The organism is Acinetobacter sp. HY1485 (assembly GCF_027568475.1).
Taxonomy (GTDB): Bacteria; Pseudomonadota; Gammaproteobacteria; order Pseudomonadales; family Moraxellaceae; genus Acinetobacter.
The window spans coordinates 79,165-103,291 of sequence record NZ_JANKZG010000004.1; the positions used below are offsets into that span (position 1 = coordinate 79,165).

A 24,127-nucleotide genomic window follows, 5' to 3' on the forward strand; every position below is an offset into this window, starting at 1 on the left:
AGGATTTTTTTTGCTTTTAAAATAGTTATTTTTTAAATGAATACCTTATAATGTCAAATTAACTTTTTATAAAAAATGAATATAACAAAATATATTTTTCACGGACAAGAAAGATTTGTTATAGCGTTTATGAAAGGGGTGATATGACTCATTCGTCGCAAATTGATATGACAGATTATATTGTTCAGATCATGCAAAAAGCAGGTATGTTAGCGGCAATTGCTAGTTATCAGTTAAAACAAGAAGCTAAGGTTAATACAACGTTACTTAAACCTAAAGTGGATCAAAGCTATAGTTTAAATTTCTTCTTAAATGGCGAAAGTATTACAGACTTGATTGATAATTTGAATGTCAATCCACAAACGTTACCTTACCAAATTTTGGCTCATCATAGCTATGCTTATTTACCAATAGGAAAAGTTAAAGCAATTCGTTTAGAAATTCGTAACTATGATTTATTCCCCTTTTCACTGGTTTTGGCAATTCCATATGTATTAGATAAGCAACAATTTAAAATATTCTCAGTCGTACGTTATTGTCATTCTGTGCTTTCTGAAAAGTATTTTGATTTAGGAATGAACGCATTTTATGAAGCTGCTTTTAGTTTTTCTGATCCTCAATCAAAGCAAAGTTTTTGGCGACATGTATTTGAAGAAAAGATTTATTATTTTCCCAAGCGTAGCTTAATTAATACGTTATTCAATGAGCCTGAAGCATGTTTCAGTGAAGCAATTCATGTTAATAAACCACAACAACGTAGAAATATGATTTATGAAAATCCGTTTCAGGATATTAAAATAAATAAAGAAATCTATAAATTACCCAAGCATTATCGTTATTATTTACAAGTATCTCCGCCACAATGGGTTAAGCAAGATCCAATTTATCAACAGGTTAAAAATTATCATCGACTGTATAAAGAAGGCGTCGTTGTTTGGGCAGCACTTATTCAAAGTAATGACCAAATTTTTGAACCAACAGGCGATAATTGTTTAGGTAATATTGTATTTGATCCAAAGGGACAAACTTGTCCAAAACAATTAATGCAGATCGCAAAGAAATTACAAAATCATCAACCTAAAGAAAAAGATCAACAAGATTTTCAAGATTATTTAAAGCGAGGAGATCGGCTTGTTAATTATCCTTGCCCAAAAAGTTTATCATTTTCTGATTTGAAGCTATCGAGTATCTTGATATGGCGTCCACATCTACCCAATGGGATGTTAATGATGTCGTGCTTTCCTATTATTGTACCATCTACCAGTTATATGAGTGAAGTGATGGTATTGCCTGCATGGTTTTGGTTGCCTTCACTACGGCATAAATGGTTGGCTATGGCAAAAGAAAAGTTTGGGTATGACTATGATTTAACGCCTTCAATTTTTAAATCCTTAGAGCGTAGCCATAATATTGTTCCTGGGACACTCCAAACACTTGAGCCAGCTTTAAATTTAATTTTTGATGATGAAAATCAAAACAATGAAGTATATTCAAAAATTAAAATTAAACAGCCAATTTTAGATGAAAAGCCCCGTAAAATTGTTCTAAAGCATAAGCGTAGTCAGTCAATTGATTGGACAAAGTGGCTAACACGTTTAGTTGTTTTTAGCGTTATCTTAAAAGTCGTAAGCGAATTAAAAGTTAATTGGTAAAGAAATAATCGCTTCAAAACCGCCTTGTTCACGGTTTTGTAAAATAAGCGTACCTTGGTGAAGGTCTACTATGCGTTTAACAATAGCTAAGCCTAACCCACTACCTTGAATAGTACGTGCTGCATTACCACGTACAAAAGGCTGCATAAGGTCTTGAATTTGCTCTTCAGGTACACCTTCGCCACAATCTGCTACACTAATTTGAATTTGATCATGAACCACGGTTGTGGTGATTTCAATGGGTTCTGCACCATAGCGTTTGGCATTGTTAATTAAGTTACCAATTAAGCGTTTAAGTGATAAAGTACGTGCCATAATAATAGGCAGTTCATGAGCGGTATAACGAATATCTAAAGGCTGAAATTGTACGATGAGTTCTTGCAATACGCAGTTTAAATCTGTTTCTGACAGTTCTTCGTCCGAGCCATCACGCATATAAGAAATAAACTGATTAAGAATTGCGTCCATATCATCTACATCATAAATTAAACCTTCACGTAAAAATTCATCAGGTAACATTTCGGCAGTCAATCGAATACGGGTAAGAGGAGTACGTAAATCGTGTGAAATGCCTGCAAGCATAATTTTACGATCTTTTTCAATTTGCTCAAGCGTATACATCATATGGTTAAAAGCTTGATTAACTTGGCGAATTTCTAAAGGACCATGGTTGGTCGTAAGATAGGGTGCAGTCCCCGTATCACTGTATGCGTTGGCTGAGTTTTGTAAACGTTTTAACGGGCGGTTAAGTTGACGTACTAATGTTAAAATAATAATGCATGCAATAATTGGAATTCCAAATAGCCATCCAAAAATAAGCTCGGGATGGTAGTTTGCGTATGTGGTTAAGGGTTCTTTGAGCCAGTGACCGTGCATATCGGGTGTTTGTACCCAAATCGTTGGAAGCGGTTTTAGTTTAAAGAAAACAATAACATCATCGCGGTTAACTTTTATTTCTTGTGCAAGACGTTTTTCGATACGATCTGTGAAAAATCCTGCTAATAATTTATCTTTTACATCAGGATATTGTTTTGGATCAGTAACATATTCTACGCCCAAACGTTCTTTTAACCACGTATCAACGTCAATTTGTTTTTTATCATACATAATCTGAAAATCAGGATTATGAATGACATCTAGCTCAACAGCCAAATAGCGTGCGTGTTGCTGAATTTCAGGTAAATATAATGTTCGCCAAAAGAACCAAAGGGACATAAATAAGCTAAAAAACACCACAAAACCAACAAGTACAGTTGTACGTACAGCCGTTGTGCGTGGTTTTATTTTATCTAAAAAACGTTCTACAGGTGTACGCTTTTTAGCATAGTATCCAGACTCGTCTATAAGTTCCTTTGGATTAATTGGCTCAAGTGACACGTTATTCTGCACCATCTGGAACAAAAACGTAGCCTACACCCCAAACAGTTTGAATGTAACGAGCGCGGGCAGGGTTATCTTCTACTAAGCGACGTAAGCGAGAGACTTGAACGTCGATTGAACGCTCCATAGCACCCCATTCACGACCACGTGCCAAGTTCATTAATTTATCACGTGTAAGTGGTTCGCGAGGATGTTGTACCAATGCTTTAAGTACTGCAAATTCACCTGTTGTAAGTGTCACCACCTGACCTTCGCGTGTCAATGTACGAGTTGACAAATCAAGCGACCAAGGACCAAAGCTTACCACTTCCATTTGTTGACTTGGTGCACCCGGAACTTCACGAATTTGACGACGCAAAATAGCACGGATACGAGCAAGTAGCTCATTTGGATTAAATGGTTTTGGCAAATAGTCATCAGCACCTGCATCTAGACCCGCAATACGGTCAGCATCACTGCCACGGGCAGTTAGCATAATGACAGGGGTATCAATATTAGATTGACGTAAACGACGGCAAATGCTTAAACCATCTTCTACAGGTAACATAAAATCTAATACGATGAGTGAAAAAAGCTCGCGTTGTAACAAGCGATCCATTTGTGTTGCATCATGTGCAGTTTTAACGACAAAGCCTTTATCTTCTAAAAAGCGTTGTAAAAGTGTACGTAAACGAACATCGTCGTCTACCACTAAAATACGTTCAACTCGATCACCCTCAGGATGAAGGACATCGTGATTGTCAGCAGGTACCACTAAACTCATGAAGTGCTCCCTTTTCATCATTTATATCATTGTCGATAACTTGAGTATACTGCTTAAAAGCCATAAAAGGCTATGTATTCATTAAGTTATATTACAAATATCTACAGTCTAAATGGGAGCAGGGTATGGTTTTTTCAAGTTAGACCATTTGACCTAATGCGTAGATAACACAACTAATAATGATTGGTGATACTGCCATAACTGTCCATTCTAGTACTTGCATGTCGTTTCCCCTAAGTGTGTTTGAAGGTGGAAAACTTTTCTCCTCTTGGATGGCTAAGAGGAGAAAAGTTTTCTTTTTTAATTATTGTTAAAACACATATTAGAGGGTTTAGTTTTTTTACGCAGTGGACATTTACCTACATGAGGTTAAAAAATAATCAAATTTATTGTAAGTATATAAAAAATAAGCATACTTTATTGTATGCTTATTGGATTTTTTTATACTTGCCATTGATGGTTACATTCACGGCATTTCCATACCTTTTGAGATTGCATAAAAGCTTGCATTGAAACTTTAAAGTTAGGTAGGTCACGCCAAAATAAAAAACCAGCTACAGCTGTAACTACAAATGCAATCACGGTCGCAATTTGTATATTTGTGCCTGCACCGTGTCCAAATAACCACATGGCAATACTGGTAATCACAAGAAGTAGTAAAATAAAAATAGAAAAAATAAGCAACATTAAACTTTTTGGAATTTCTGGACGGGGTGTGTTTGCACCTTGCGCCACAGGCATAATTTTAGCACTTTGGCATTGAGGACAACGGTATTGCATGAATACTCCAAGTTTGTTTTGTGCCTATTCTAGATTTATAAGCAAAAAAAAGCCACTGAATGTGTCAGTGGCTTTTTAGAATTTGGCGTCCCTACGGGGATTCGAACCCCGGTTACCGCCGTGAAAGGGCGATGTCCTAGGCCTCTAGACGATAGGGACGTATCACACTTAATGATTGAGGTAGAGGACCTCTCTCTGTGTGAGCGCTATATTAGTGATATAACGCTAAACCGTCAAGCTAAAAAATCAATTAGATGCGTCAGTTGCATCATTTTTCGGCAATTGAAGGCTTTCATTAAGTTTTTCCCACGCTTTTAACTCTTTTTTACTTGGTGCACCTACAATTTCAAGGGCACGGCGTAAACGTGCATAGGTCAAATCTGGTCCAATTGTGACCATAGATTGCATCACAGGGGTTGAACTAGTTGAACCTGCAATGGCAATAAAGAACGTTGGCATAAAATCACGGAGTTTAATATCCATCTGTTTTGCCAGATCCATCAGAATTTGGCTTACCGTATCGTTATTCCATGTAAAGGTTTTTTCTAAACGCCAAATCGCAAATTGTAGGCTTTGGCGAACTTGTTCTTGGCTTAGTTTTTTATGCTCAAACATTTCAGCTGTAATATTTGGCATATGGTTAAAGTAAAAACCTGCCCAATCGACCGCTTCAGACAACAAATTAATTCGTGGTTGAATTGCTGCTGCAATATCTTCAAGTTTTTGTGGGTTATTTTGCCAAGCAAGTAAGCGTTGTAATAACTCAGCAGGTGTCAAGTTTTTGATCCATTGACCATTGAGCCAATTGAGTTTTTCAACATCAAATACAGGACCACCCAATGATACACGCTTAACATCAAAGTGTTCCATCATATCGCTAAGCGTAAAGACTTCACGCTCGTCAGGCATTGACCAACCCATACGTCCTAAATAGTTAAGTAGGGCTTCTGGTAGTACGCCAATATCTTTGTAGTAGCTGATTGATGTTGGGTTTTTACGTTTAGAAAGTTTTGATTTGTCTGGGTTACGCAATAACGGCATATGGCACAGTGTTGGCATTTCCCAACCAAAATACTGGTAAAGTAATTGGTGTTTTGGAGCAGAGGGTAACCATTCTTCACCACGTAAAACATGTGTAATTTCCATTAAATGGTCATCCACAACATTTGCAAGGTGGTAGGTCGGTAATCCATCGGTTTTAAGCAGAATTTGCATATCTACTTGTGCCCAAGGAATTTCTACTTCTCCACGTAGTAAGTCATTAAATTTACAAATGCCTTCTTCAGGAACTTTCATACGAATAACGTGTGGTTCGCCTGCAGCTAAGCGGCGTTGTACTTCTTCTTCTGAAAGTTTTAAACCACGACCATCGTATTTTGGTGTTTCGCCACGTGCTTGTTGTTCTGCACGCATTTGGTCAAGTTCTTCTGCGGTTGCGAAACAATAAAATGCATGACCTTTTTCAATGAGTTGTTCTGCATATTGCTTATAAATACCCATACGCTCTGATTGACGGTATGGTGCATGTTGACCACCAATGTCAGGTCCTTCAGACCACTCAATACCTAACCAACGTAATGAGTCTAAAATAAGTTTTTCAGATTCAGGCGTTGAGCGTTGTTGGTCAGTATCTTCAATACGTAAAATAAACTCGCCACCATGTTGTTTGGCAAAGCATAAATTAAATAAAGCGATATAGGCAGTGCCCACATGTGGGAAGCCTGTAGGAGAAGGAGCAATACGTGTACGGACAGTCATAATCAATTCTTTTTTGAATATCTATGTCTGTCATTATAACGAGTGTTATTGCTTCGTCTAGCCGTTAAGATTCATGCGAAAAAAACAAATTCTGTAAAAAGCGAGAAAACTGTTCTTGCTGTTGGGCAAAAAAAGTTTGTGTCGGTTTGACATGAATGGTCGTTAACATTTTAATGTCATCAATATCGCTATGTTTTTGGTTGAGTGCGGCACGTTCAATGAGTGAGTATCGTGCATCTTTTGCTTTTTGATGTTGTTCTATTGTGGCACTGTGTGTAACCACAGTACTTAAGCACAAAGTGATAAAGATAAGGTGACGCATCACAAGAGTTCCCCAAATTTTATAGCATGATACTGAAAGTAATTCTCAAATGAAAACCATTTTGTTTTACAAATTGTGTACATATCAAAGATTAAAAAAACGTCAATGCATAAAAAAATAGAACTTACAATGCTAAAATAATATTTCTGTACAAAAAGTTATTTGGAACTTCACCTAAACCCATAGATAATAGGGAATTCCTTTCTTAATTTCTGATGCTGTTGTTTATGTCACATATTTCTGTATTACTTCACGAAACAATTGAAGGCTTATTAGCTAACCGTCATACAGGAATTTATGTTGATGCAACCTTTGGACGTGGTGGGCATTCTCGTCTTTTATTATCTCAATTAGATGACAATAGCCATGTTTATGCGTTTGATAAAGACCCACAAGCATTAGCAGTGGCAGCAGAATTAGAACAAGAAGATCCACGTTTTCATATTATTCATGCCAGTTTTGCCGATTTAAAACAAGAACTTATATCACGCGGTATTGAGAAAGTAGATGGCGTGATGGCAGATTTAGGCGTATCGTCTCCTCAGCTTGACCAAGCAGAGCGTGGCTTTAGTTTTATGCATAACGGACCGCTAGATATGCGTATGGATAATTCTAAAGGTCAGACCGCGCGTGAGTGGTTGTTAGAGATTGAAGAAGAAGCACTTGCTAATGTGATTTATCAATATGGTGAGGAGCGCTATAGTCGCCGTATTGCTAAAGCGATTAAGCTTGCAGGGGATATTGAAACCACAGCACAGTTAGCTGAAATTGTGAAAGTGGCGCATCCTAAATGGGAAAAACATAAACATCCTGCAACGCGTGCCTTTCAAGCCATTCGTATTGCCATTAATAAAGAGTTGGATGATATTGAAAACTTTTTACCCCAAGCCGTGGAAATGTTAAAACCACAAGCACGCTTAGCGGTCATTAGTTTTCATTCGCTGGAAGATCGTTTAATTAAACAGTTTATTCAAAAAGAATCGACTTTGCCTGAAGATCACGGTTGGGGCTTACCTCAGCAACAAGTAGATACACGTCGTTTGAAAAAAGTAGCGCGTGTAAAAGCAAGTGATGAAGAAGTAAAACAAAATCCGCGTTCACGCAGTGCATGGCTTAGAGTAGCTGAAGGTCTAAAATGAAGAAGCAAGGACTCGTAGATGTTGTTGTACCTGAATACCAAGGACGTATTCGTAAGGTTGCAACCTACGGTATATTGGTGGCAATTTTATTTGTGAGTGCTTTGATGGTGGTATTTGAGGTATATGAATATCGCCATGATTACCGCCAAATGACCACCTATTTAAAAGAACAAGATGATTTAAACGCTGAGTGGGGACGTTTGCTGATTGAACAGCAGACTTTTGGTGCGACATCACAAATTGGCACGCGTGCAGTTACTCAACTGAGAATGTATTCACCGCCAGCCTCAGATACGGTTGTCATTTCTCTACCTTCACTCGAGCAAAAGAAATAAGGTTACTCGATGGCTAAGCGAACTAAAAAACAAGCAGTAACAGCAACAACGACGATTGCCACGGATAAATGGCGTTTTTATTTAATGTGGGGTGTTGTTTTACTGTGCTTTTTAACCCTTGTTTTTCGTGCCTTTTATGTTCAGGTGATTGATCGAAATTTCTTGCAGACTAAAGCCAACGCGCTGATTTTGCGTGATCAAAAAATTGAAGCGATGCGTGGTGTCATTAGTGACCGTAATGGTGTGCCGTTAGCCATTAGCTCACCTATCATGAAAATTGTGATGGATCCGCGTGACTATTTTGAAAATAAAAAATTGTATGAGGAAATGACCAAACCTTCTGCAGATGGAAAACGCCGTAAACCCAAACAAAAACTGCCTGATAAAGACTTTAATTTAGACGAGCTTGCTGATGCAGTGGGCATGGATCGTGGTGAGCTAAAACGTAAGATGTATGAGCATCAGCATTCACGTTATTTGGTACTTAAAACTGAAGTACCACCGCCACAAGCAGATATTATTTTAAAACGTAATTTCCAAGGCATTTATACCGAAAAATCGTATAAACGCTACTATCCACAACCCCAGCCAAATGCACAAATTATTGGTTTAACCAACAATGATGGCAAAGGGGTGGAAGGCTTGGAAATGAAGCTTAATAATGATTTATCAGGTGTAACGGGGTTACAAACTAGCATTCGTGATAAGTTTGGTAACCGTGTTAAAGAACCTGAAATTATTAAGCCTGTACAAAACGGAAAAAACTATACTTTAAGTATTGATTCGCGCTTGCAGTATATTATGTATCGTGAATTGACTGCCGCAGGTGTTGCCAATAATGCACGTTCTGCAACAGCAATTGCAGTGGATGTAAAAACAGGTGAAATTTTAGCGCTAACCAGTTGGCCGTCGTACAATCCAAATGATAAAAATGATTTAAAAAATAAAGATGCCATGCGTAACCGTGGGGCTATTGATATGTTTGAACCTGGCTCTACCATGAAGCCATTTACTATTGCGGCGGCACTAGAAAGTGGAAAATATACACCAAACAGCATTATCAATACTGCACCGGGTAATATGAGAATTGGTGATCATACCATCCGCGATACGCATAACTACGGTACATTAACCCTTGCAGGTGTGATTATTAAATCTTCTAACGTGGGGGCAGCAAAAATTGCCCTTTCGTTACCAACGCCAACCGTACCTACATTCTTTAAACGTGTTGGGTTTGGTGAGCGTTCTGCGGTACATTTTCCGGGTGAAAGTCCAGGTTTAATTTTGCCTAAGAAATATTGGAATGTCTCTGAAATTGGGACAATGGCATACGGTTATGGTTTAAACGCAACTGTGTTACAAATGGCTCAAGGTTATGCCATGCTTGCCAATCATGGGTTACAAATGCCGTTGTCTTTATACAAATTAGACCATGCACCCGAAGGCAAACAAGTGCTTGATCCTAAAATTGCCAATGAAGTTTTATTGATGATGGAACAAGTTACGCAACCGGGTGGTACAGCACGCCAAGCACAAATTCCGGGATATCGTGTTGGTGGTAAAACAGGTACAGCACATAAACTTAACCCAGACCGCCGTGGGTATTCTAAAACAGAGTACCGTGCATTATTTGCAGGGGTTGCTCCTGTAAGTGATCCACGTATTGCCATGATTGTGGTGGTAGAAAACCCGCGTGGTGCATATTATGGTGGTTTGGTGGCAGCGCCTGCGTTTGCACGTATTATGCAAGAGTCATTGCGTTTATTAAACGTACCGTTAGATCGTCCGCTCCAACAAACAAACAATTAAGAGAGATGTTATGTCGATTACGCTACAAGACATAGACACAACTAAAAAGAGCCCCCAATGGGTAACACAAGCATTTACAGGGTTTTGTTTAGACAGTCGTGCCATTAAAAAAGATCAAATTTTTATTGCGTTGACGAGTCTCTCTCAACCTGAACGTACAAAAGAATTTGCTCAAAAAGCATTAGCGCAAGGTGCATTGGGTATTATTTCTGAACAAGATTTAGGAATAGACAATAGCGTAGTTGATGCTGATGTACGTTTAAAAATGGGTGCATGGCAAAAACAATATTTAGATGCTACGCAACCTGTTTGTCCAATAAAAGCGGTTGCCGTTACGGGTACCAATGGCAAAACAACAATCTCGCGTTTAGTTGCTGAATTAATTGCATTACAACATGCGCGTTGCGCCGTAATGGGAACAACAGGTAATGGAATTTTACCCGAGCTTGTACCATCGTCACATACCACATTAGATGCGTTACAACTTCAAAACGCTTTACATGGTTATGCCAAGCAAGGTGCACGTTTTGTTGCTTTAGAAGCAAGCTCACATGGCTTGGCACAAGGTCGCTTAAATGGCTGTGATATTGTGGTGGCTATTTACAGTAATTTAAGCCGTGACCATCTAGATTATCATGGCACATTAGAAGCTTATGCAAAGGCTAAAGCACAACTGTTTGAGTTTGAAACACTAAAAACAGCAGTGATTAATTTAGATGATGAATATGCCGATTTAATGCAACAGACGGCACAGCAAAATCCTGCAAACCCAAAGGTTTTGACCTATTCATTAAAAGATTCAAACGCTGATTTTTATGTGTCTGATCTAACTTTTAGTTTAGAAGGTGCAACCTTTACGCTAAACCATCAACACCAAACTTACACTGTAAAAAGTCCATTGCTTGGGCATTTTAATGTTGAAAACTTAGTAGCAAGTTTAGTCGCAGTATCAGCTTTAGGGTTTGATTTAAAGGATTTAGTTGCGCATGTAAGTGTGTTAAAAGGCGCACCAGGGCGCATGCAAGTAATCCGTGATAAAAACCGTTTATTTGTGGTTGATTATGCGCACACCCCCGATGCCTTGATACAAGTGTTAACTAGCTTAAAGCGTCATGTAGATGCACGTTTATGGGCGGTGTTTGGTTGTGGCGGAGACCGCGACCGTGGTAAGCGACCACTGATGACACAAGCTGCCTTAGCACATGCTAATCCGATTGTACTTACTTCTGATAATCCACGTACTGAAGACCCTGAGCAAATTTTTGATGATATGAAAGAAGAAATTGATTTTTCAGGTCATCAAATGCATGAACTCCATGACCGCCGTGAAGCGATTAAGTTTGTGGTACGCCATGCAAAAGCAGGCGATATTGTGGTGATTGCAGGTAAAGGGCACGAGGATTATCAAGAGATTTCAGGCGTACGCCATTGGTTTGATGACGTGGTTGAAGTACAAGCTGCAATAAAAAATTTGGATTAAATAATGCATACCTCAACAACAAGCACGGGCGATTTAACCCCGTGGACAGCAGAAGACCTTAAAGCAGCAACAGGTGGGGTGTGGTTTGGCACAATTCCACAAGGTGAATTTAAACGCATTTTAACAGACTCGCGTGATGCAGAAGCAGGCGATGTTTTTTTAGCTTTAAAAGGTGAGCGGTTTGATGCGCATCAGTTTTTACATCAAGTCCAAGAGCAACAATGCCAAGTTGCTATCGTGGAGCAGGTGAATGAACGCCTTGATATGGCACAACTGATTGTTCCCGATACGCGTTTGGCACTAGGTGCATTAGGTACTTATCGTCGCCGTCAGTATCCGAATTTAAAGGTGATTGCACTAACAGGCAGTAGCGGAAAAACCACCACAAAAGAGATGTTAGGTGCAATTTTGTCTCGCTTAGCGCCGACTTTAATTACGCGTGGCAACTTAAATAACGATTTAGGTGTGCCGATGATGTTATTGGAGTTATGTCCTCAACATGAATATGCAGTAATGGAGTTGGGTGCAAGTCATCAAGGTGAGATTGATTATACCTCTGCATTAGTGCAACCGCATGTGGCAGGTATTTTAAATATTGGTACGGCGCATTTAGGTGAGTTTGGTGGGCGCGAAGGCATTTGTAAGGCAAAGTCTGAGATTTACCAACACGTAAATGGTACAGCGATTGTGCCTGCGCATGATGATTTTACAGGTCAGATAAAAAATATTGCGCCACAGCCTCAGCTCAGCTTTGGTACAGGGGGTGATGTATATGCCACACAAATTCAGTTATATGCACAATCTGCTGAGTTTACGTTGCATACCCCACACGGACAAGCCGATGTACAGTTACCTTTTGCAGGACAGCATAATGTTGAAAATGCACTTGCAGCAACCGCTTTTGCAATAGCGATTGGTATAAATCTATCTGATATTGTGGCGGGTTTAGCACAAGCTAAAGGGGCAAAAGGTCGCCTTAATTTTATTCAACATCAACAGTATTTGTTTATTGATGATACTTACAATGCTAATCCAACCTCTATGCGTGCAGCTGCTGATGTGCTGACACAACAACAAGGCATAAAGGTGATGGTGGTCGGTGATATTGGTGAATTAGGCGATGATGCTGTGGCTGAACATCAACAGCTTGGGCAGGACTTAAATACAAAACAGTTAGACGCTGTGGTTGCAGTAGGTAAATATGCCTGTGCAATGGCAGAGGGTCATGACAAGATTCACGCATTTTCTACGCAGGCAGAAGCACTGCCATATTTAACTAACTTGATTGAAAAACATCAACCTCAGACCATGAGTTTCCTCTTTAAAGGTTCTCGTTATACTCATATGGAAACGTTGATGGCTGATGTGATGGAGAAGCTATAAATGCTGTTATGGTTGTTTGAACATTTAGCAGGGTACGACAGTTCTTTTGGTGTTGTGCGGTATTTAACTTTACGTGCGTTGTTAAGTGTATTAACAGCATTGACGATTGGTTTGGTTTTAGGACCAACCATGATTCGTAAATTGCAAGCGCTTAAATATGGTCAGGCAGTCAGTTCATTTGCGCCTGAAAACCATGCGAAGAAGATGGGTACACCAACAATGGGTGGTGTACTTATTTTATTATCGATTGGTTTAAGCACCTTACTTTGGGCAGATTTATCTAACCCATATGTATGGATTGTGTTAGGTGTCATGGTGATTTTTGGTGCTGTAGGTTGGGCAGACGATTGGATTAAAATTCGTTATAAAGACAACGCAGGCTTACCCGCACGTAAAAAATTCTTTTGGACATCAGTAGGGTCTTTAGGTGCAGGTATTGCGTTGTATTGTATTTCACAACAGCAAGCAGATCCTTTGGTTACACATAACATGCTAGATTTGCTCATTCCATTTTTTAAAAATATAAGTATTCCACTTTCTGCTGTTCCAATTGGTTTAGCGTTTATTGCTTTTACTTATTTGGTGATTAACGGTGCATCTAATGCCGTTAACTTAACAGATGGTTTAGATGGTTTAGCAATTATGCCTGTGGTTTTAGTTGCAGCAGGTTTAGGTGTTTTTGCTTACTTGTCTGGCGATCTTCGTTTTGCTAACTATTTGCATATTCCTTATATTAAATATACGTCTGAGCTTGTGATTATTTGTTCTGCAATGGTGGGTGCAGGCTTAGCATTCTTGTGGTTTAACGCACACCCTGCACAAATTTTTATGGGTGATGTAGGCGCATTAGCCTTAGGTGCAATGCTAGGTACGATAGCAGTAATGGTGCGTCAAGAGATTGTATTTGCAATTATGGGCGGTGTATTTGTAATGGAAGCAATTTCTGTATTTTTACAGATTGGTTCATTGCGTATGCGTAATAAACGCGTATTTTTGATGGCACCCCTGCATCATCATTACGAGAAAAAAGGGTGGAGAGAAACCCAAGTGGTGATCCGTTTTTGGATTATCACAATTTTCTTGGTGGTTTTAGGTTTGATGACCTTAAAATTACGTTAAAATAAAAAAGCTGGCAAATGCCAGCTTTTTTATTGGTGGAGAAAGAAGATGTTGATGTGTCCTGTTTGCCGTGAGCAACTCACGCTAAATGAGCGTACTTGGCGTTGTGAGAACGCGCATAGTTTTGATTTGGCAAAACAAGGATATGTTAATTTACATGTGGTGCAACATAAACACAGCAAAACACCAGGAGATACGGTTGAGTCTGTCACAGCACGCCGTGAGTTTTTGTCTAAAGGACACTATGCACCTTTAAAAAATGAAATCGAAAATATTTTAAAAACACTCAATCAAAAAACATTATTGGATATTGGCTGTGGGGAAGGATATTACACGGATGCGATGCAGCAGCATGTTGAGCATTGTATAGGTGTAGATATTGCAAAAACTGCAGTACAGCGTGCAGCTAAGCTTAATCGTGAAATCACTTGGGTAGTCGGAACGGGTGCTATTTTACCTGTTCAAGATAAATCTATTGGCATATGTACAAGTTTGTTTAGCCCAATACCGCAACAAGAAATTTTGCGTGTGCTTAAAAAAGATGGGTTTTGTTTGGTGGTGACACCTGCACCACAGCATTTATATGCAATGCGTGAAGCACTATTTGATCAGGTGAATTTACATGAACCAAATAAATTTGTGCAACAGCTACAAGATCACTTTACTTTGGTAGAGCAAAAACGAGTAGAAGCTCCTTTAACATTGTCGTCAGAAGATTTAAAAAATCTGATTGCAATGACCCCTTATGCATACAAGGCTAAACCTGAGAAAAGACAACAATTAGAGAAACAGAATAATTTTGAGGTAACCGCTTGTTTTAATATTTTACTTTTTATTAAAAAATGATATTTAAGACATTATGCTTTTAATTTGAAATAATGGAGTGCTCCATTTTCTCATTTATTATGATGAGCATAGAGCCAATAAAAAAGCCGTTTAAAAACGGCTTTTTTTATTTATTGAACTTCGTTAATCAGATTTTCTAAATCATCACTATTTTGCTTTTTATGCTCTTGCATTTTTGGAGGAGCTTGTGTGGTTGGTTTAAGTGGCTCTTCATCGGGTAAGTCGGCAAAATCACTGTCTTGTGGTTTTGGTTGGATAGGTGCAGGTTTATACGTTGGACGTGCCAATGGTGCAGAAGAGCGATTTTCACTTGGATTTACTTTTGGTTGCTTACCATGTACCGTCGGGTCAACCGCGTTGCGGTCTAAATCTACCCAAGCATATGGTGTGCCTGCCAATGAGTTCTTCATAAAATTTACCCAAATAGGCAACGCTGCAACACCACCAAATTCACGGCGTCCAAGTGTGGTCGGTTGGTCAAATCCAACAGAAGCAATCGCAACTAATTTCCCATTAAAGCCTGCAAACCAAGCATCGCGTGCATCGTTTGTTGTCCCTGTTTTACCACCTAAGTCATCTCGTCCAATAGCAAGTGCTGCACGTCCTGTACCTACTTGAATTACATCTCTTAAAATATTCGCCATATCATAAGCTGAACTTGATTTAATGAGACGTTGTGCTTGGCGATAATCACTTTTACTGGCATCTACTTGTTTAAGTGGTGAATGTTTAGCAAATGCTTCATCGTCAGGTGTAATGTCATCTGTATTTTCTACAGTTTGATTGCTTGAAATACAAGGAATACATGCATATTCAGGGTTAGCTTTATAAATTGTTTTGCCATAGGCATCATCAATATGGTCAATAAAATAAGGCTGAACACGGTAACCACCATTTGCAAATGTGGCATATCCAGTTGCCATTTGAATAGGAAGTACCTGCGGTGTACCTAGTGCAATGGTAAAGTTATTTGGAATTTGATTTTCTTGTAAACCAAAATCCATTAAAAGTTGTCGTGCACGATCGACCCCAACACTTTGTAATAAACGGACAGACACGGTGTTACGTGATAAATATAAAGCACGACGTAATGGAATTGTTCCTAAGTAGCGACCATCAGAGTTTCTAGGTGACCATTTTCCAATCGTAATGGGTGCATCATCAACCATGGTATAAGGGGTCATGCCACGTTCTAAAGCCAGTGCATAAATAAAGGGTTTAATGGTTGAACCTGGTTGACGCCAGCCTTGTAATGAGCGGTTAAAGGTAGATTGATAGTAGTTATAACCACCTGCAACAGCTTCAATTGCGCCACTATTTGGATTAAGTGCAATAATCTGACCCTGCACTTTGGGCACCTGTACTAAAGACCATGTGTTATCGTGTGGGCGTAAGCGTACAATATCATTAACTTTTACAATTTGTGATGCCCGAGAAGGTAGTCCGCCTACACTATTTGCACTACGATAAGGTGCTGCCCATGCCATACCTGCCCAAGGGACAGTCACTTTATTGCCATCTTTAAATTGGGCTTCAAAACTATTACTGTTTACTTTAATTACTTGTACTGGATAAGTATTGGCGTAAGGCACAAATTTAGTTAAAGGCTCATCATGTGCCTCTGCACCACGCCAACCATGACGACGGTCATATGCTTCTAAGCCTGATTGTACGGCATCTTCTGCATATTCTTGACGTTTACTATTAATGGTCGTGTAAATTTTTAATCCTGAATCAACTGCTTGTGCCCCAAATTTATCAACAATTTCTGAACGTACCATTTCCCCAATATAAGGAAAACGTGTTGCCACACCACGTTCAGGCATATCTAAATTCAACGGTTCTGCTACCGCAGTTTGGTATTGTTTTTGATTAAGATAACCCAGTTGCAACATACGCCCTAAAATCCAATTACGACGTTCTAAGGCACGTTCTGGATTTGCAACAGGGTTGTATTTTGACGGTGCTTTAGGCAACCCTGCAATCATTGCCATTTGTGCAATACTTAAGTGCGCAAGGTCTTTGTTGTAGTAAATTTTAGCAGCTGCCGCAATACCGTAGGCATTTTTACCTAAGAAAATTTTATTGACATACAGTGTCAAAATATCTTGTTTACTTAAATTTTCCTCAATTTTGCGCGCTAAAAATACCTCAGTGAGTTTACGTTTAAGTGTACGTTCTGGGCTTAAATAGTAATTCTTTGCCACCTGCATGGTGATTGTTGAGCCACCTGTTTGTACGTCTGATCCTGTAATACTTTCGCTAACAGCACGCCCTAAACCTTTAAAACTGATACCACTGTGTTCAAAAAATGAAGAGTCTTCTGCCGCTAAAAATGCATGGATAAACGTAGGCGGAATTTGTTTATATTCCACAGGAACGGAGAGTTTTCCACCGTATTCACCAATGAGCTCATTGTCTGAAGTATAGATTTGAATAGGCTTAAGAAGCGGTGCTTTTTGTAAACTGCTCATCTCGGGTAATGAGGGTGCAATATACAAGTACATACCATAAAACCCCATTGGTATGGCAAGAATGCAAATCAGCAGAAACAAAAAAAAGGGATAAATTCGACCAGAACAGGATAACATTTTCATAACAAATGATTATTTTGATACACTATAGGGGCAACAACGTGTGAGTATAGCCTAGAAGACTCGTCGTCAGGGTATTATATACGTTATTACGCCTAGATCTTCCAAACAAGTCATTTTCGTTAAAGACTTTGTTTTTATAAAAAATAATAGGAAAATTTATTGTGCTCAGGTTATATCGTAAGCAGAAAAAGGGGTTAATAGGAGTTGATATTAGTTCAACTTCTGTAAAAATTTTAGAGCTTTCTAAAAAAAGTGATCGTTATCATGTAGAAAGTTATGGGCTCGTTCCTTTACCAGAAGGAACCGTTGTCGAAAAAAATATTGTTAATCCTGAAGCTGTGGCTGAAGCGATTCAAAATGCGCTTGATAAGGGTAATCCATCAAGTGACCAAGCTGCGTTTGCTGTTCCTACCTCAAGTGTGATTACAAAAATCATTGAGATGGATAGCGATATGACAGATGATGAGCGAGAAGTCCAAATTCGTTTAGATGCTGAACAATACATTCCCTTTCCACTTGATGAAGTTAGTCTTGATTTTGAAGTATTACCTGAGCGCACAAGTCGTGCCGATAAAGTAAATGTATTACTTGTCGCAACACGTACTGAAAATGTTGATGCACGTACAGAAGCACTGATGTATGCAGGTCTAACACCAAAAGTTGCTGATGTAGAAAATTATACGATTGAGCGTGCAGTTACTGTGTTTGCAAATACCTTACCAATGGGTGCACATATTGTCGCAATGCTTGATATTGGGCATTCGATGACGACTTTGTCGGTGATGGAAAATGGCAAAATTGTTTATACACGTGAGCATGTATTTGGTGGGCGTCAACTGACGCTTGATATTCAAAACCATTATGGGTTGTCTGTTGCTGAAGCAGGGCGTGCTAAAAAAGAAAAAACACTTCCAGATAGCTACGATAGTGATGTGCTTCTTCCTTTTATGGAAAGTGTGGCACAACAAGCTGAGCGTTCATTACAGCTTTTCTTCTCTGCAACGCAGTATGCAGATGTTGATCATATTTTATTAGCAGGTGGCACAGCAAATTTAGATGGGCTTGCTAAATACTTACAACAACAACTCAATTACCGCGTTACTGTTGCAAATCCATTTGTACAAATGAGTTATTCACCACAAGTGAATATCAGTAAAATTGAGCAAGATGCCCCTTCGCTTATGGTGGCATGTGGTTTAGCGTTGAGGAGTTTTGATTAATGGCACAAATTAACCTACTACCTTGGCGTGATGAAGTTAAAGAACAACGTAAAAAAAACTTTATTGTTGTTTGTATTTTTTCAGCACTTTTGGCTGGTATTTTACTGTTTTTAACTTGGATGTATTTTGATCATCAATTGAGTGATCAGCAACGTGCTAATCAGCTTATTACAGATACTAATACCGAACTTGATAAGCAACTGAAATCACTAGAAGGTTTAAAGGATAAACGTACGGCAATTATTGAACGTATGAAGCTCATTCAAAATTTACAACAACAACGTCCAATCACTGTGCATTTAATTGACGATCTTGTTCGTGTTGTTCCAAACAATGTTTATCTGACAAAGTTCTCTCGTACAGGAGATAGCTTTGCAATAGAGGGGCGTGCAGAAAGTCCAAATGCTGTTGCAGATATGATGCGTATGATGGAAGCATCGCCATGGTACCGTAATGTATTTATGAGCTCATTTTTAGCAAATACACCGTCTAATAATAATACGCCAAGCTCTGTTATACCTCGTATTGAAGAAAAATATGGCACATTTATCGTGACAGCCAATTTAGATGCGGCTGCCCAACAAGTAGAGAAAACTGGTGCACAATCTGAAAAAATTGGGGGGCATCAATGAGTCAAGATCAATTTGATGAATTAGAAGAAACAACAAAGCCAGCAAAGAAAAAACTGACCTTTGATCGCTTTATTAAGCAATTTAATTCACTCGATCCAAACAACTATGGAAGTTGGCCACTTTCAGTTAAAATTACGTGTTGGATTTTCACATTCTTATTTGTCTGTGGCTTAGGGTATTTTGTCATTATCCAATCTCTTATGGATGACATTTCTAATGCACAGGCAGAAGAAACGAATCTTTTAAATAGCTATCGTCAAAAAGAATCAACACTGCGTAATTTAAAACAATATCAAACACAACTTGCGACCATGCAAGAAAATTTTGATCAACAATTACAACAACTACCTAAAGAGTCAGAAATTCCAGGTTTAGTCGAAGATATTAACGTAACGGGCGTTAATTCAGGTCTCAAATTTAATAATATTCGGCTTGATCCTGAAGTTAAACAAGAATTTTTTATTGAGCAACCGATTTCTATATCTGCAACAGGCAATTACCACGCACTAGGACAGTTTGCAAGTGACATTGCTGTGCTACCTCGTATTGTGACATTACATGATTTCACCATTACGGCAACACCGAATGCGAATAAAAAGTCTGATATTCCTGATATGACATATGAAATTAAAGCAAAAACATATCGTTATGCAGGTACTGTACCTGATAAAAAAGATCAAGGAGCTTAATATGAATAAATCACTTCTATTAACGCTTGCAATGGTCGGTAGCTGCTTAGTGGGATGTGGCTCACGTGTTGATGTGGTCAATAGCGAAATGAATACAATTCGTAGTCAACCTGCATTGCCATTAGAACCGCCACCAACATTTGAAGATGCACCACAATTTCAATATTCAGCACAAAATTTACGTAGCCCATTTTTACCAAGCTCTTTATATACAGAACTTAAAATAATGGCAGGTAAACGTGTATATCCAGATTTATCACGTACTGCTGAGCCTTTAGAAGCCTACGCATTAGAGTCTTTAATGTTTAAAGGTAGTATGCAAAATACGCAAGGTAAAATTATTGCACTAATTCAAACGCCTGATGGTCAAATGAACCGTGTGCAGGTTGGAAATTATGTAGGTTTAAATCAAGGGCGGGTGATTAAAATTTTACCAAACCAAATTGATTTAATTGAAATTGTATCTGATGGACGTGATGGTTATGTGGAACGTCCAAGAAGTCTTGTCCTACTTGGACAACCATCATAAGTTTGAGGATAATAATGAAAAACGCAGTAAAACGTTCTTTTATTGGGGATAACCGAAACATGAAGCCATTTGTTCATCAATTTTCTTTAGGGGTTATTGCTGTTGCAATGGCACAAGTTGCGCAAGCAGGTATGACAGTGACCAATATTGTTCCAATGCAAGTTGCAGGGCAAGGGACTGAAATTCGTGTCATGTTTAATGGTTTACCTCCCCAACCACAAGCATATCAACTAGATAAGCCCTCTCGTTTAATTTTAGATTTTGATAAAGCAGGACAATCGTTACAAAAGACCAGTATTCCTGTGGGTACCTCTGAAGCAAGTTCAGTTGATATTTCATCTGATCTACAGCGTTCGCGTCTTACGGTGAACTTGAATAAAGCAGGTGATTTTACAACGCGTGTGGAAGGCAATACCTTTATTTTAAAAATTAACTCACCTGCCCAAACGGCTAAAGCTGTAGCCAAAGCACAAGTACAAGGTGCGGCAGATGTGCGTTTTAATCGTGGTAGTAAAAAAGATGAAGGGCAAGTCGTTGTTGATTTGCTCAGTCCAAATACCCCTGTTGATGTACAACAACGTGGTAGTAAAGTGGTTATTCGTCTTTTAGGCAATAAACTACCGACATCTTTAGTGCGTCGTTTAAATGTAACAGATTTTGCAACGCCGGTATCTGTGGTAGACGCTTATAACGATGGAAGTAATGGTGTTATTGAAGTTCAAAACACAGGTAATTTTGATTACATGGCATTTCAGGCGGAAAAACGCCTAACAGTCAGTGTGACTAAAAAAGCAGAACCAAAACAGTTTGATGCGAGATCTTTACAAACCAATTATAAAGGTAAAAAGATTTCACTTGATTTTCAAGACATTGAGGTTCGCCGTGTTTTACAACTATTGGCTGACTTCACAGGCACTAATATTGTCGCAGCAGATACCGTGCAGGGTAATATCACACTGCGTTTAAAAGATGTGCCTTGGGATCAAGCCTTAGATTTAATCTTAAAAACAAAAAATTTAGATAAACGTGGTAGTGGTGATGTCATTTGGATTGCACCATCAGCTGAAATTGCTAAATATGAAGAGGATCAAGCAAAGGCTTATCAACAATCCATTAAACTTGCACCACTCCAAACTGAATATATTCAACTAAACTATGCGCGTGCCAAAGATGTATTAAATTTGGTTAAGAATAATGAAGATAAGAAAAATACTGAAAATTCATTTTTAAGTGAGCGTGGTCGAATTGTCACGGATGATCGAACAAATACTGTTGTGATTAGTGATACGGCAGATAAAGTCAATCAAATGAAAAATTTACTTTCTCAGTTGGATGTCCCGGTACAACAAGTCATGGTTGAGGCTCGAATTGTAAGGACATCAAAAACATTCTCTCATGAGATCGGCGTTAATTGGAGTTTTAGCAAAACATCAAGTACAAGCACTGGTGTTAATAATTTCGGTATTGATTTAGGCACAACAACATCTTATGGAAGCATGTCTTTGGGTTTATTGCGTGTAGGTTCAAACCTTTTAGATTTAAAATTAGCTGCCTCTCAAAGTGATGGCGAGAGCGAGGTTTTATCGACACCAAAAATTATGACAGGTGATAAGCAAGAAGCTGTCATTCGTTCAGGTGTACAACTTCCATATCAAACGACCAGTGCAAACAGTGGCACAACAACAACATTCCAAGATGCAGTACTAGAACTCAAGGTTGTACCAAGTATTACCCCCGATGGTAAGGTCCAGATGAAGTTAAATTTATCTAAAGATACGCAAGGTGAATTAACAGATGCAGGTTATGCAATTAACACCAATAAACTCAATACAAATGTATTAGTCAGTGATGGTGAAACAGTTGTATTAGGTGGGCTATATGAAGATACTACTTCTAAAACCATTAAAAAAGTACCAGTGCTTGGCGATATTCCTTATGTAGGTGGTTTATTTAAAAATACATTAAGAGAAAACACAAAAGGTGAACTATTGATGTTTATCACACCACGAATTGTTAATGACAGTAGTTCAAGAAATCATTAATATACCTTGTAGTGATGTAATTAAATAGGTGGCTCCTTGCCAAATCAAGCATTCGATAACCTACCAAATATTTATTTGGTAGGACCTATGGGAGCTGGAAAAACAACAGTTGGACGGCATCTAGCAGAGATTTTAGGTCGTGAATTTATTGACAGTGACCATGAAATTGAGCGGAAAACAGGTGCCACCATTCCTTGGATTTTTGAAAAAGAAGGGGAACGAGGATTTCGGCAACGTGAACAAATGGTGATTCACGACCTGACACATCAAAAAAATTTGGTTGTTGCAACAGGTGGTGGTGCTGTTACACAGCTTCCTAATCGTCATGCTTTAAAATCTCGTGGCATTGTGGTGTATTTATATGCACCTGTAGAAGTGCAATTACAACGTACCTATCGTGATAAAAACCGTCCATTGTTACAAGTAGAAAATCCTAGAAAAAAACTACAGGACTTATTGCAAGTCCGAGACCCTTTATATCGTGAAGTCGCACACTATATTATAGATACCCATGAGGGTGCAGCTCGTGATCTTGCCTATCAAATTTTAAATGAGTTAATGTAATGCAAACACTATATGTAGAGTTAGGTGACCGTCGTTATCCTATTTTTATAGGAAGCCAATTAAATGTTACAGAGCAGCTTGTTCCTTATATTAAAGGTAAACAAGTAATGATCGTAACCAATACAACGGTTGCACCTCTATATCTTGAGCATTATAGCAATGCATTTAAACGGATAGGCAAAACAGTTAAACAATGTATTTTACCTGATGGTGAAAAATATAAAAATATTGAGTATCTCAACTTAATTTTTGATGCACTTTTACAAGAAAATTTTAACCGCGATTGTACCGTTGTTGCTTTAGGTGGTGGTGTGATTGGTGACATGGCAGGCTTTGCAGCGGCAAGTTTCCAACGCGGTGTTTATTTTGTACAAATTCCAACCACTTTGTTGTCTCAAGTTGATTCAAGTGTGGGAGGTAAAACAGGTATTAATCACTCACTTGGCAAAAATATGATTGGGGCATTTAAACAGCCTCAAGCAGTATTTGCAGATATGTCGCAGCTTAAAAGTCTGCCACCGCGTGAGCTTTCAGCAGGTTTATCAGAAGTGATTAAATATGCATTGTTAGGCGATGTTGATTTTTTAATTTGGCTTGAAGCACATATTGATGATTTAGTTCAAGGCGATGAGCAAAAACTAGCTGAAGCAGTGTATCGTTCATGTGCGCATAAAGCAAAAATTGTTGCAAATGATGAAAAAGAAAAAGGTGAGCGTGCGTTACTTAATCTAGGACATACGTTTGGACATGCCATTGAATCTTACTTAGGATATGGCGAGTGGTTGCATGGTGAAGCGGTGGCTGTGGGTATGCTAATGGCAGCTGATTTATCTTGTCAGATAGGATGGCTTTCTCAGCAAGACGTGATACGTGTTGAAACATTATTAAAACGTGCAAAATTGCCAATTCGTTATCCATCTATTCCATTAGAACAATTTTTATCTTATATGGCACATGATAAAAAAGTATTAGAAGGGCAGTTACGTTTAATTTTATTAAAATCGTTAGGGCAAGCAGTCATTACAGCAGATTTTGATACCGAAAAAATGAATCAAGCCATTTTAAATTATCAAATACAAGGATAATGC

Annotated in this window: 21 protein-coding genes and 1 tRNA gene; 15 read left to right on the forward strand and 7 right to left on the reverse strand. The window is 38.6% G+C overall.

From position 1 onward, the window contains the following. Window positions 1-143: 143 nt before the first annotated feature. Window positions 144-1,652, forward strand: a complete 1,509-nt coding sequence (locus tag PCI70_RS05695) for a hypothetical protein (RefSeq protein WP_269914377.1) — start codon at window positions 144-146, stop codon at window positions 1,650-1,652. Here the strand turns inward: PCI70_RS05695 and PCI70_RS05700 are convergent. From PCI70_RS05700 to PCI70_RS05725, 6 genes are all read right to left on the reverse strand, one after another. After that, entirely contained in the window at window positions 1,635-3,029 is a 1,395-nt protein-coding gene (locus PCI70_RS05700; protein ID WP_269914378.1) for an ATP-binding protein, read from the reverse strand. The two genes, PCI70_RS05695 and PCI70_RS05700, sit on opposite strands and share 18 nt — an antisense overlap. Before the next feature lies 1 nt (window position 3,030). Then, window positions 3,031-3,795 carry an osmolarity response regulator transcription factor OmpR gene (gene ompR, locus PCI70_RS05705; RefSeq protein WP_269914379.1) on the reverse strand — a complete coding sequence of 255 codons (765 nt, stop codon included), beginning with the start codon at window positions 3,793-3,795 and terminating at the stop codon, window positions 3,031-3,033. Window positions 3,796-4,236: 441 nt separating this feature from the next. Further along, a complete protein-coding gene (locus tag PCI70_RS05710) occupies window positions 4,237-4,575 on the reverse strand; it encodes a hypothetical protein (protein WP_269914380.1) in 339 nt (112 codons plus the stop codon). Window positions 4,576-4,658: 83 nt separating this feature from the next. Then, window positions 4,659-4,734, reverse strand: a tRNA-Glu gene (locus PCI70_RS05715). An 87-nt stretch (window positions 4,735-4,821) separates the two neighbouring features. After that, the gene (gene gltX / locus PCI70_RS05720) at window positions 4,822-6,333 is read right to left on the reverse strand and encodes a glutamate--tRNA ligase (RefSeq protein ID WP_269914381.1); all 1,512 of its coding nucleotides are present in this window, start codon (window positions 6,331-6,333) and stop codon (window positions 4,822-4,824) included. Between the two features lie 64 nt (window positions 6,334-6,397). Beyond that, window positions 6,398-6,655, reverse strand: coding sequence for a hypothetical protein (locus PCI70_RS05725; protein ID WP_269914382.1), 258 nt, complete (start codon window positions 6,653-6,655; stop codon window positions 6,398-6,400). A gap of 227 nt (window positions 6,656-6,882) precedes the next feature. Here PCI70_RS05725 and rsmH point away from each other — a divergent pair, with 227 nt between their 5' ends. From rsmH to PCI70_RS05760, 7 genes are read left to right on the forward strand one after another with little or no spacing between them, the layout of a single operon-like run. Further along, window positions 6,883-7,794: a 16S rRNA (cytosine(1402)-N(4))-methyltransferase RsmH gene (gene rsmH / locus PCI70_RS05730; RefSeq protein WP_269914383.1), complete on the forward strand. Its 912-nt coding sequence runs from the start codon at window positions 6,883-6,885 to the stop codon at window positions 7,792-7,794. Continuing rightward, a complete protein-coding gene (gene ftsL, locus PCI70_RS05735) occupies window positions 7,791-8,129 on the forward strand; it encodes a cell division protein FtsL (RefSeq protein WP_269914384.1) in 339 nt (112 codons plus the stop codon). The genes rsmH and ftsL overlap by 4 nt, the downstream gene beginning before the upstream one ends. A gap of 9 nt (window positions 8,130-8,138) precedes the next feature. Beyond that, window positions 8,139-9,938, forward strand: coding sequence for a penicillin-binding protein PBP3 (ftsI, locus tag PCI70_RS05740; RefSeq protein WP_269914385.1), 1,800 nt, complete (start codon window positions 8,139-8,141; stop codon window positions 9,936-9,938). Between the two features lie 10 nt (window positions 9,939-9,948). Continuing rightward, window positions 9,949-11,418: a UDP-N-acetylmuramoyl-L-alanyl-D-glutamate--2,6-diaminopimelate ligase gene (locus PCI70_RS05745; protein ID WP_269914386.1), complete on the forward strand. Its 1,470-nt coding sequence runs from the start codon at window positions 9,949-9,951 to the stop codon at window positions 11,416-11,418. A gap of 3 nt (window positions 11,419-11,421) precedes the next feature. Continuing rightward, window positions 11,422-12,801: a UDP-N-acetylmuramoyl-tripeptide--D-alanyl-D-alanine ligase gene (locus tag PCI70_RS05750; protein ID WP_269914387.1), complete on the forward strand. Its 1,380-nt coding sequence runs from the start codon at window positions 11,422-11,424 to the stop codon at window positions 12,799-12,801. Next, window positions 12,802-13,920, forward strand: a complete 1,119-nt coding sequence (gene mraY / locus PCI70_RS05755) for a phospho-N-acetylmuramoyl-pentapeptide-transferase (protein ID WP_269914388.1) — start codon at window positions 12,802-12,804, stop codon at window positions 13,918-13,920. Between the two features lie 48 nt (window positions 13,921-13,968). After that, entirely contained in the window at window positions 13,969-14,766 is a 798-nt protein-coding gene (locus tag PCI70_RS05760) for a putative RNA methyltransferase (protein ID WP_269914389.1), read from the forward strand. A gap of 110 nt (window positions 14,767-14,876) precedes the next feature. Here PCI70_RS05760 and PCI70_RS05765 read toward each other — a convergent pair whose 3' ends face one another. Next, window positions 14,877-17,363 (reverse strand): penicillin-binding protein 1A, encoded by a 2,487-nt coding sequence (locus PCI70_RS05765; RefSeq protein WP_269914390.1) that lies wholly within the window; start codon window positions 17,361-17,363, stop codon window positions 14,877-14,879. Between the two features lie 161 nt (window positions 17,364-17,524). Between PCI70_RS05765 and PCI70_RS05770 the strand changes: the two genes are divergently transcribed. The 7 genes from PCI70_RS05770 to aroB are packed head-to-tail and all read left to right on the forward strand — an operon-like array spanning window position 17,525 to window position 24,124. Continuing rightward, entirely contained in the window at window positions 17,525-18,583 is a 1,059-nt protein-coding gene (locus PCI70_RS05770; protein WP_269914391.1) for a pilus assembly protein PilM, read from the forward strand. Beyond that, entirely contained in the window at window positions 18,583-19,215 is a 633-nt protein-coding gene (locus PCI70_RS05775) for a PilN domain-containing protein (protein WP_269914392.1), read from the forward strand. Before PCI70_RS05770 ends, PCI70_RS05775 begins: the two co-directional genes overlap by 1 nt. After that, a complete protein-coding gene (locus PCI70_RS05780; RefSeq protein WP_269914393.1) occupies window positions 19,212-19,904 on the forward strand; it encodes a type 4a pilus biogenesis protein PilO in 693 nt (230 codons plus the stop codon). The genes PCI70_RS05775 and PCI70_RS05780 overlap by 4 nt, the downstream gene beginning before the upstream one ends. Before the next feature lies 1 nt (window position 19,905). Beyond that, entirely contained in the window at window positions 19,906-20,433 is a 528-nt protein-coding gene (locus PCI70_RS05785; RefSeq protein ID WP_269914394.1) for a pilus assembly protein PilP, read from the forward strand. 14 nt (window positions 20,434-20,447) lie between these two features. Then, on the forward strand, window positions 20,448-22,475 hold the full coding sequence (locus PCI70_RS05790; protein ID WP_269914395.1) for a type IV pilus secretin PilQ: 2,028 nt from the start codon (window positions 20,448-20,450) through the stop codon (window positions 22,473-22,475). A 24-nt stretch (window positions 22,476-22,499) separates the two neighbouring features. After that, window positions 22,500-23,039, forward strand: coding sequence for a shikimate kinase AroK (gene aroK / locus PCI70_RS05795; RefSeq protein WP_442865163.1), 540 nt, complete (start codon window positions 22,500-22,502; stop codon window positions 23,037-23,039). Continuing rightward, a complete protein-coding gene (gene aroB, locus PCI70_RS05800) occupies window positions 23,039-24,124 on the forward strand; it encodes a 3-dehydroquinate synthase (protein WP_269914397.1) in 1,086 nt (361 codons plus the stop codon). Before aroK ends, aroB begins: the two co-directional genes overlap by 1 nt. Window positions 24,125-24,127: the final 3 nt, after the last annotated feature.

Bases quoted from the DNA above. Each gene is read 5' to 3' on its own strand.
- PCI70_RS05780 (WP_269914393.1), top strand. From the start codon at position 19,212: ATGAGTCAAGATCAATTTGATGAATTAGAAGAAACAACAAAGCCAGCA.
- PCI70_RS05710 (WP_269914380.1), bottom strand. From the start codon at position 4,575: ATGCAATACCGTTGTCCTCAATGCCAAAGTGCTAAAATTATGCCTGTG.
- rsmH (WP_269914383.1), top strand. From the start codon at position 6,883: ATGTCACATATTTCTGTATTACTTCACGAAACAATTGAAGGCTTATTA.
- aroB (WP_269914397.1), top strand. From the start codon at position 23,039: ATGCAAACACTATATGTAGAGTTAGGTGACCGTCGTTATCCTATTTTT.
- PCI70_RS05790 (WP_269914395.1), top strand. From the start codon at position 20,448: ATGAAAAACGCAGTAAAACGTTCTTTTATTGGGGATAACCGAAACATG.
- PCI70_RS05775 (WP_269914392.1), top strand. From the start codon at position 18,583: ATGGCACAAATTAACCTACTACCTTGGCGTGATGAAGTTAAAGAACAA.
- PCI70_RS05745 (WP_269914386.1), top strand. From the start codon at position 9,949: ATGTCGATTACGCTACAAGACATAGACACAACTAAAAAGAGCCCCCAA.
- PCI70_RS05785 (WP_269914394.1), top strand. From the start codon at position 19,906: ATGAATAAATCACTTCTATTAACGCTTGCAATGGTCGGTAGCTGCTTA.
- ompR (WP_269914379.1), bottom strand. From the start codon at position 3,795: ATGAGTTTAGTGGTACCTGCTGACAATCACGATGTCCTTCATCCTGAG.
- PCI70_RS05725 (WP_269914382.1), bottom strand. From the start codon at position 6,655: ATGCGTCACCTTATCTTTATCACTTTGTGCTTAAGTACTGTGGTTACA.
- PCI70_RS05765 (WP_269914390.1), bottom strand. From the start codon at position 17,363: ATGAAAATGTTATCCTGTTCTGGTCGAATTTATCCCTTTTTTTTGTTT.
- ftsL (WP_269914384.1), top strand. From the start codon at position 7,791: ATGAAGAAGCAAGGACTCGTAGATGTTGTTGTACCTGAATACCAAGGA.
- PCI70_RS05695 (WP_269914377.1), top strand. From the start codon at position 144: ATGACTCATTCGTCGCAAATTGATATGACAGATTATATTGTTCAGATC.
- mraY (WP_269914388.1), top strand. From the start codon at position 12,802: ATGCTGTTATGGTTGTTTGAACATTTAGCAGGGTACGACAGTTCTTTT.
- PCI70_RS05760 (WP_269914389.1), top strand. From the start codon at position 13,969: ATGTTGATGTGTCCTGTTTGCCGTGAGCAACTCACGCTAAATGAGCGT.
- PCI70_RS05750 (WP_269914387.1), top strand. From the start codon at position 11,422: ATGCATACCTCAACAACAAGCACGGGCGATTTAACCCCGTGGACAGCA.
- ftsI (WP_269914385.1), top strand. From the start codon at position 8,139: ATGGCTAAGCGAACTAAAAAACAAGCAGTAACAGCAACAACGACGATT.
- gltX (WP_269914381.1), bottom strand. From the start codon at position 6,333: ATGACTGTCCGTACACGTATTGCTCCTTCTCCTACAGGCTTCCCACAT.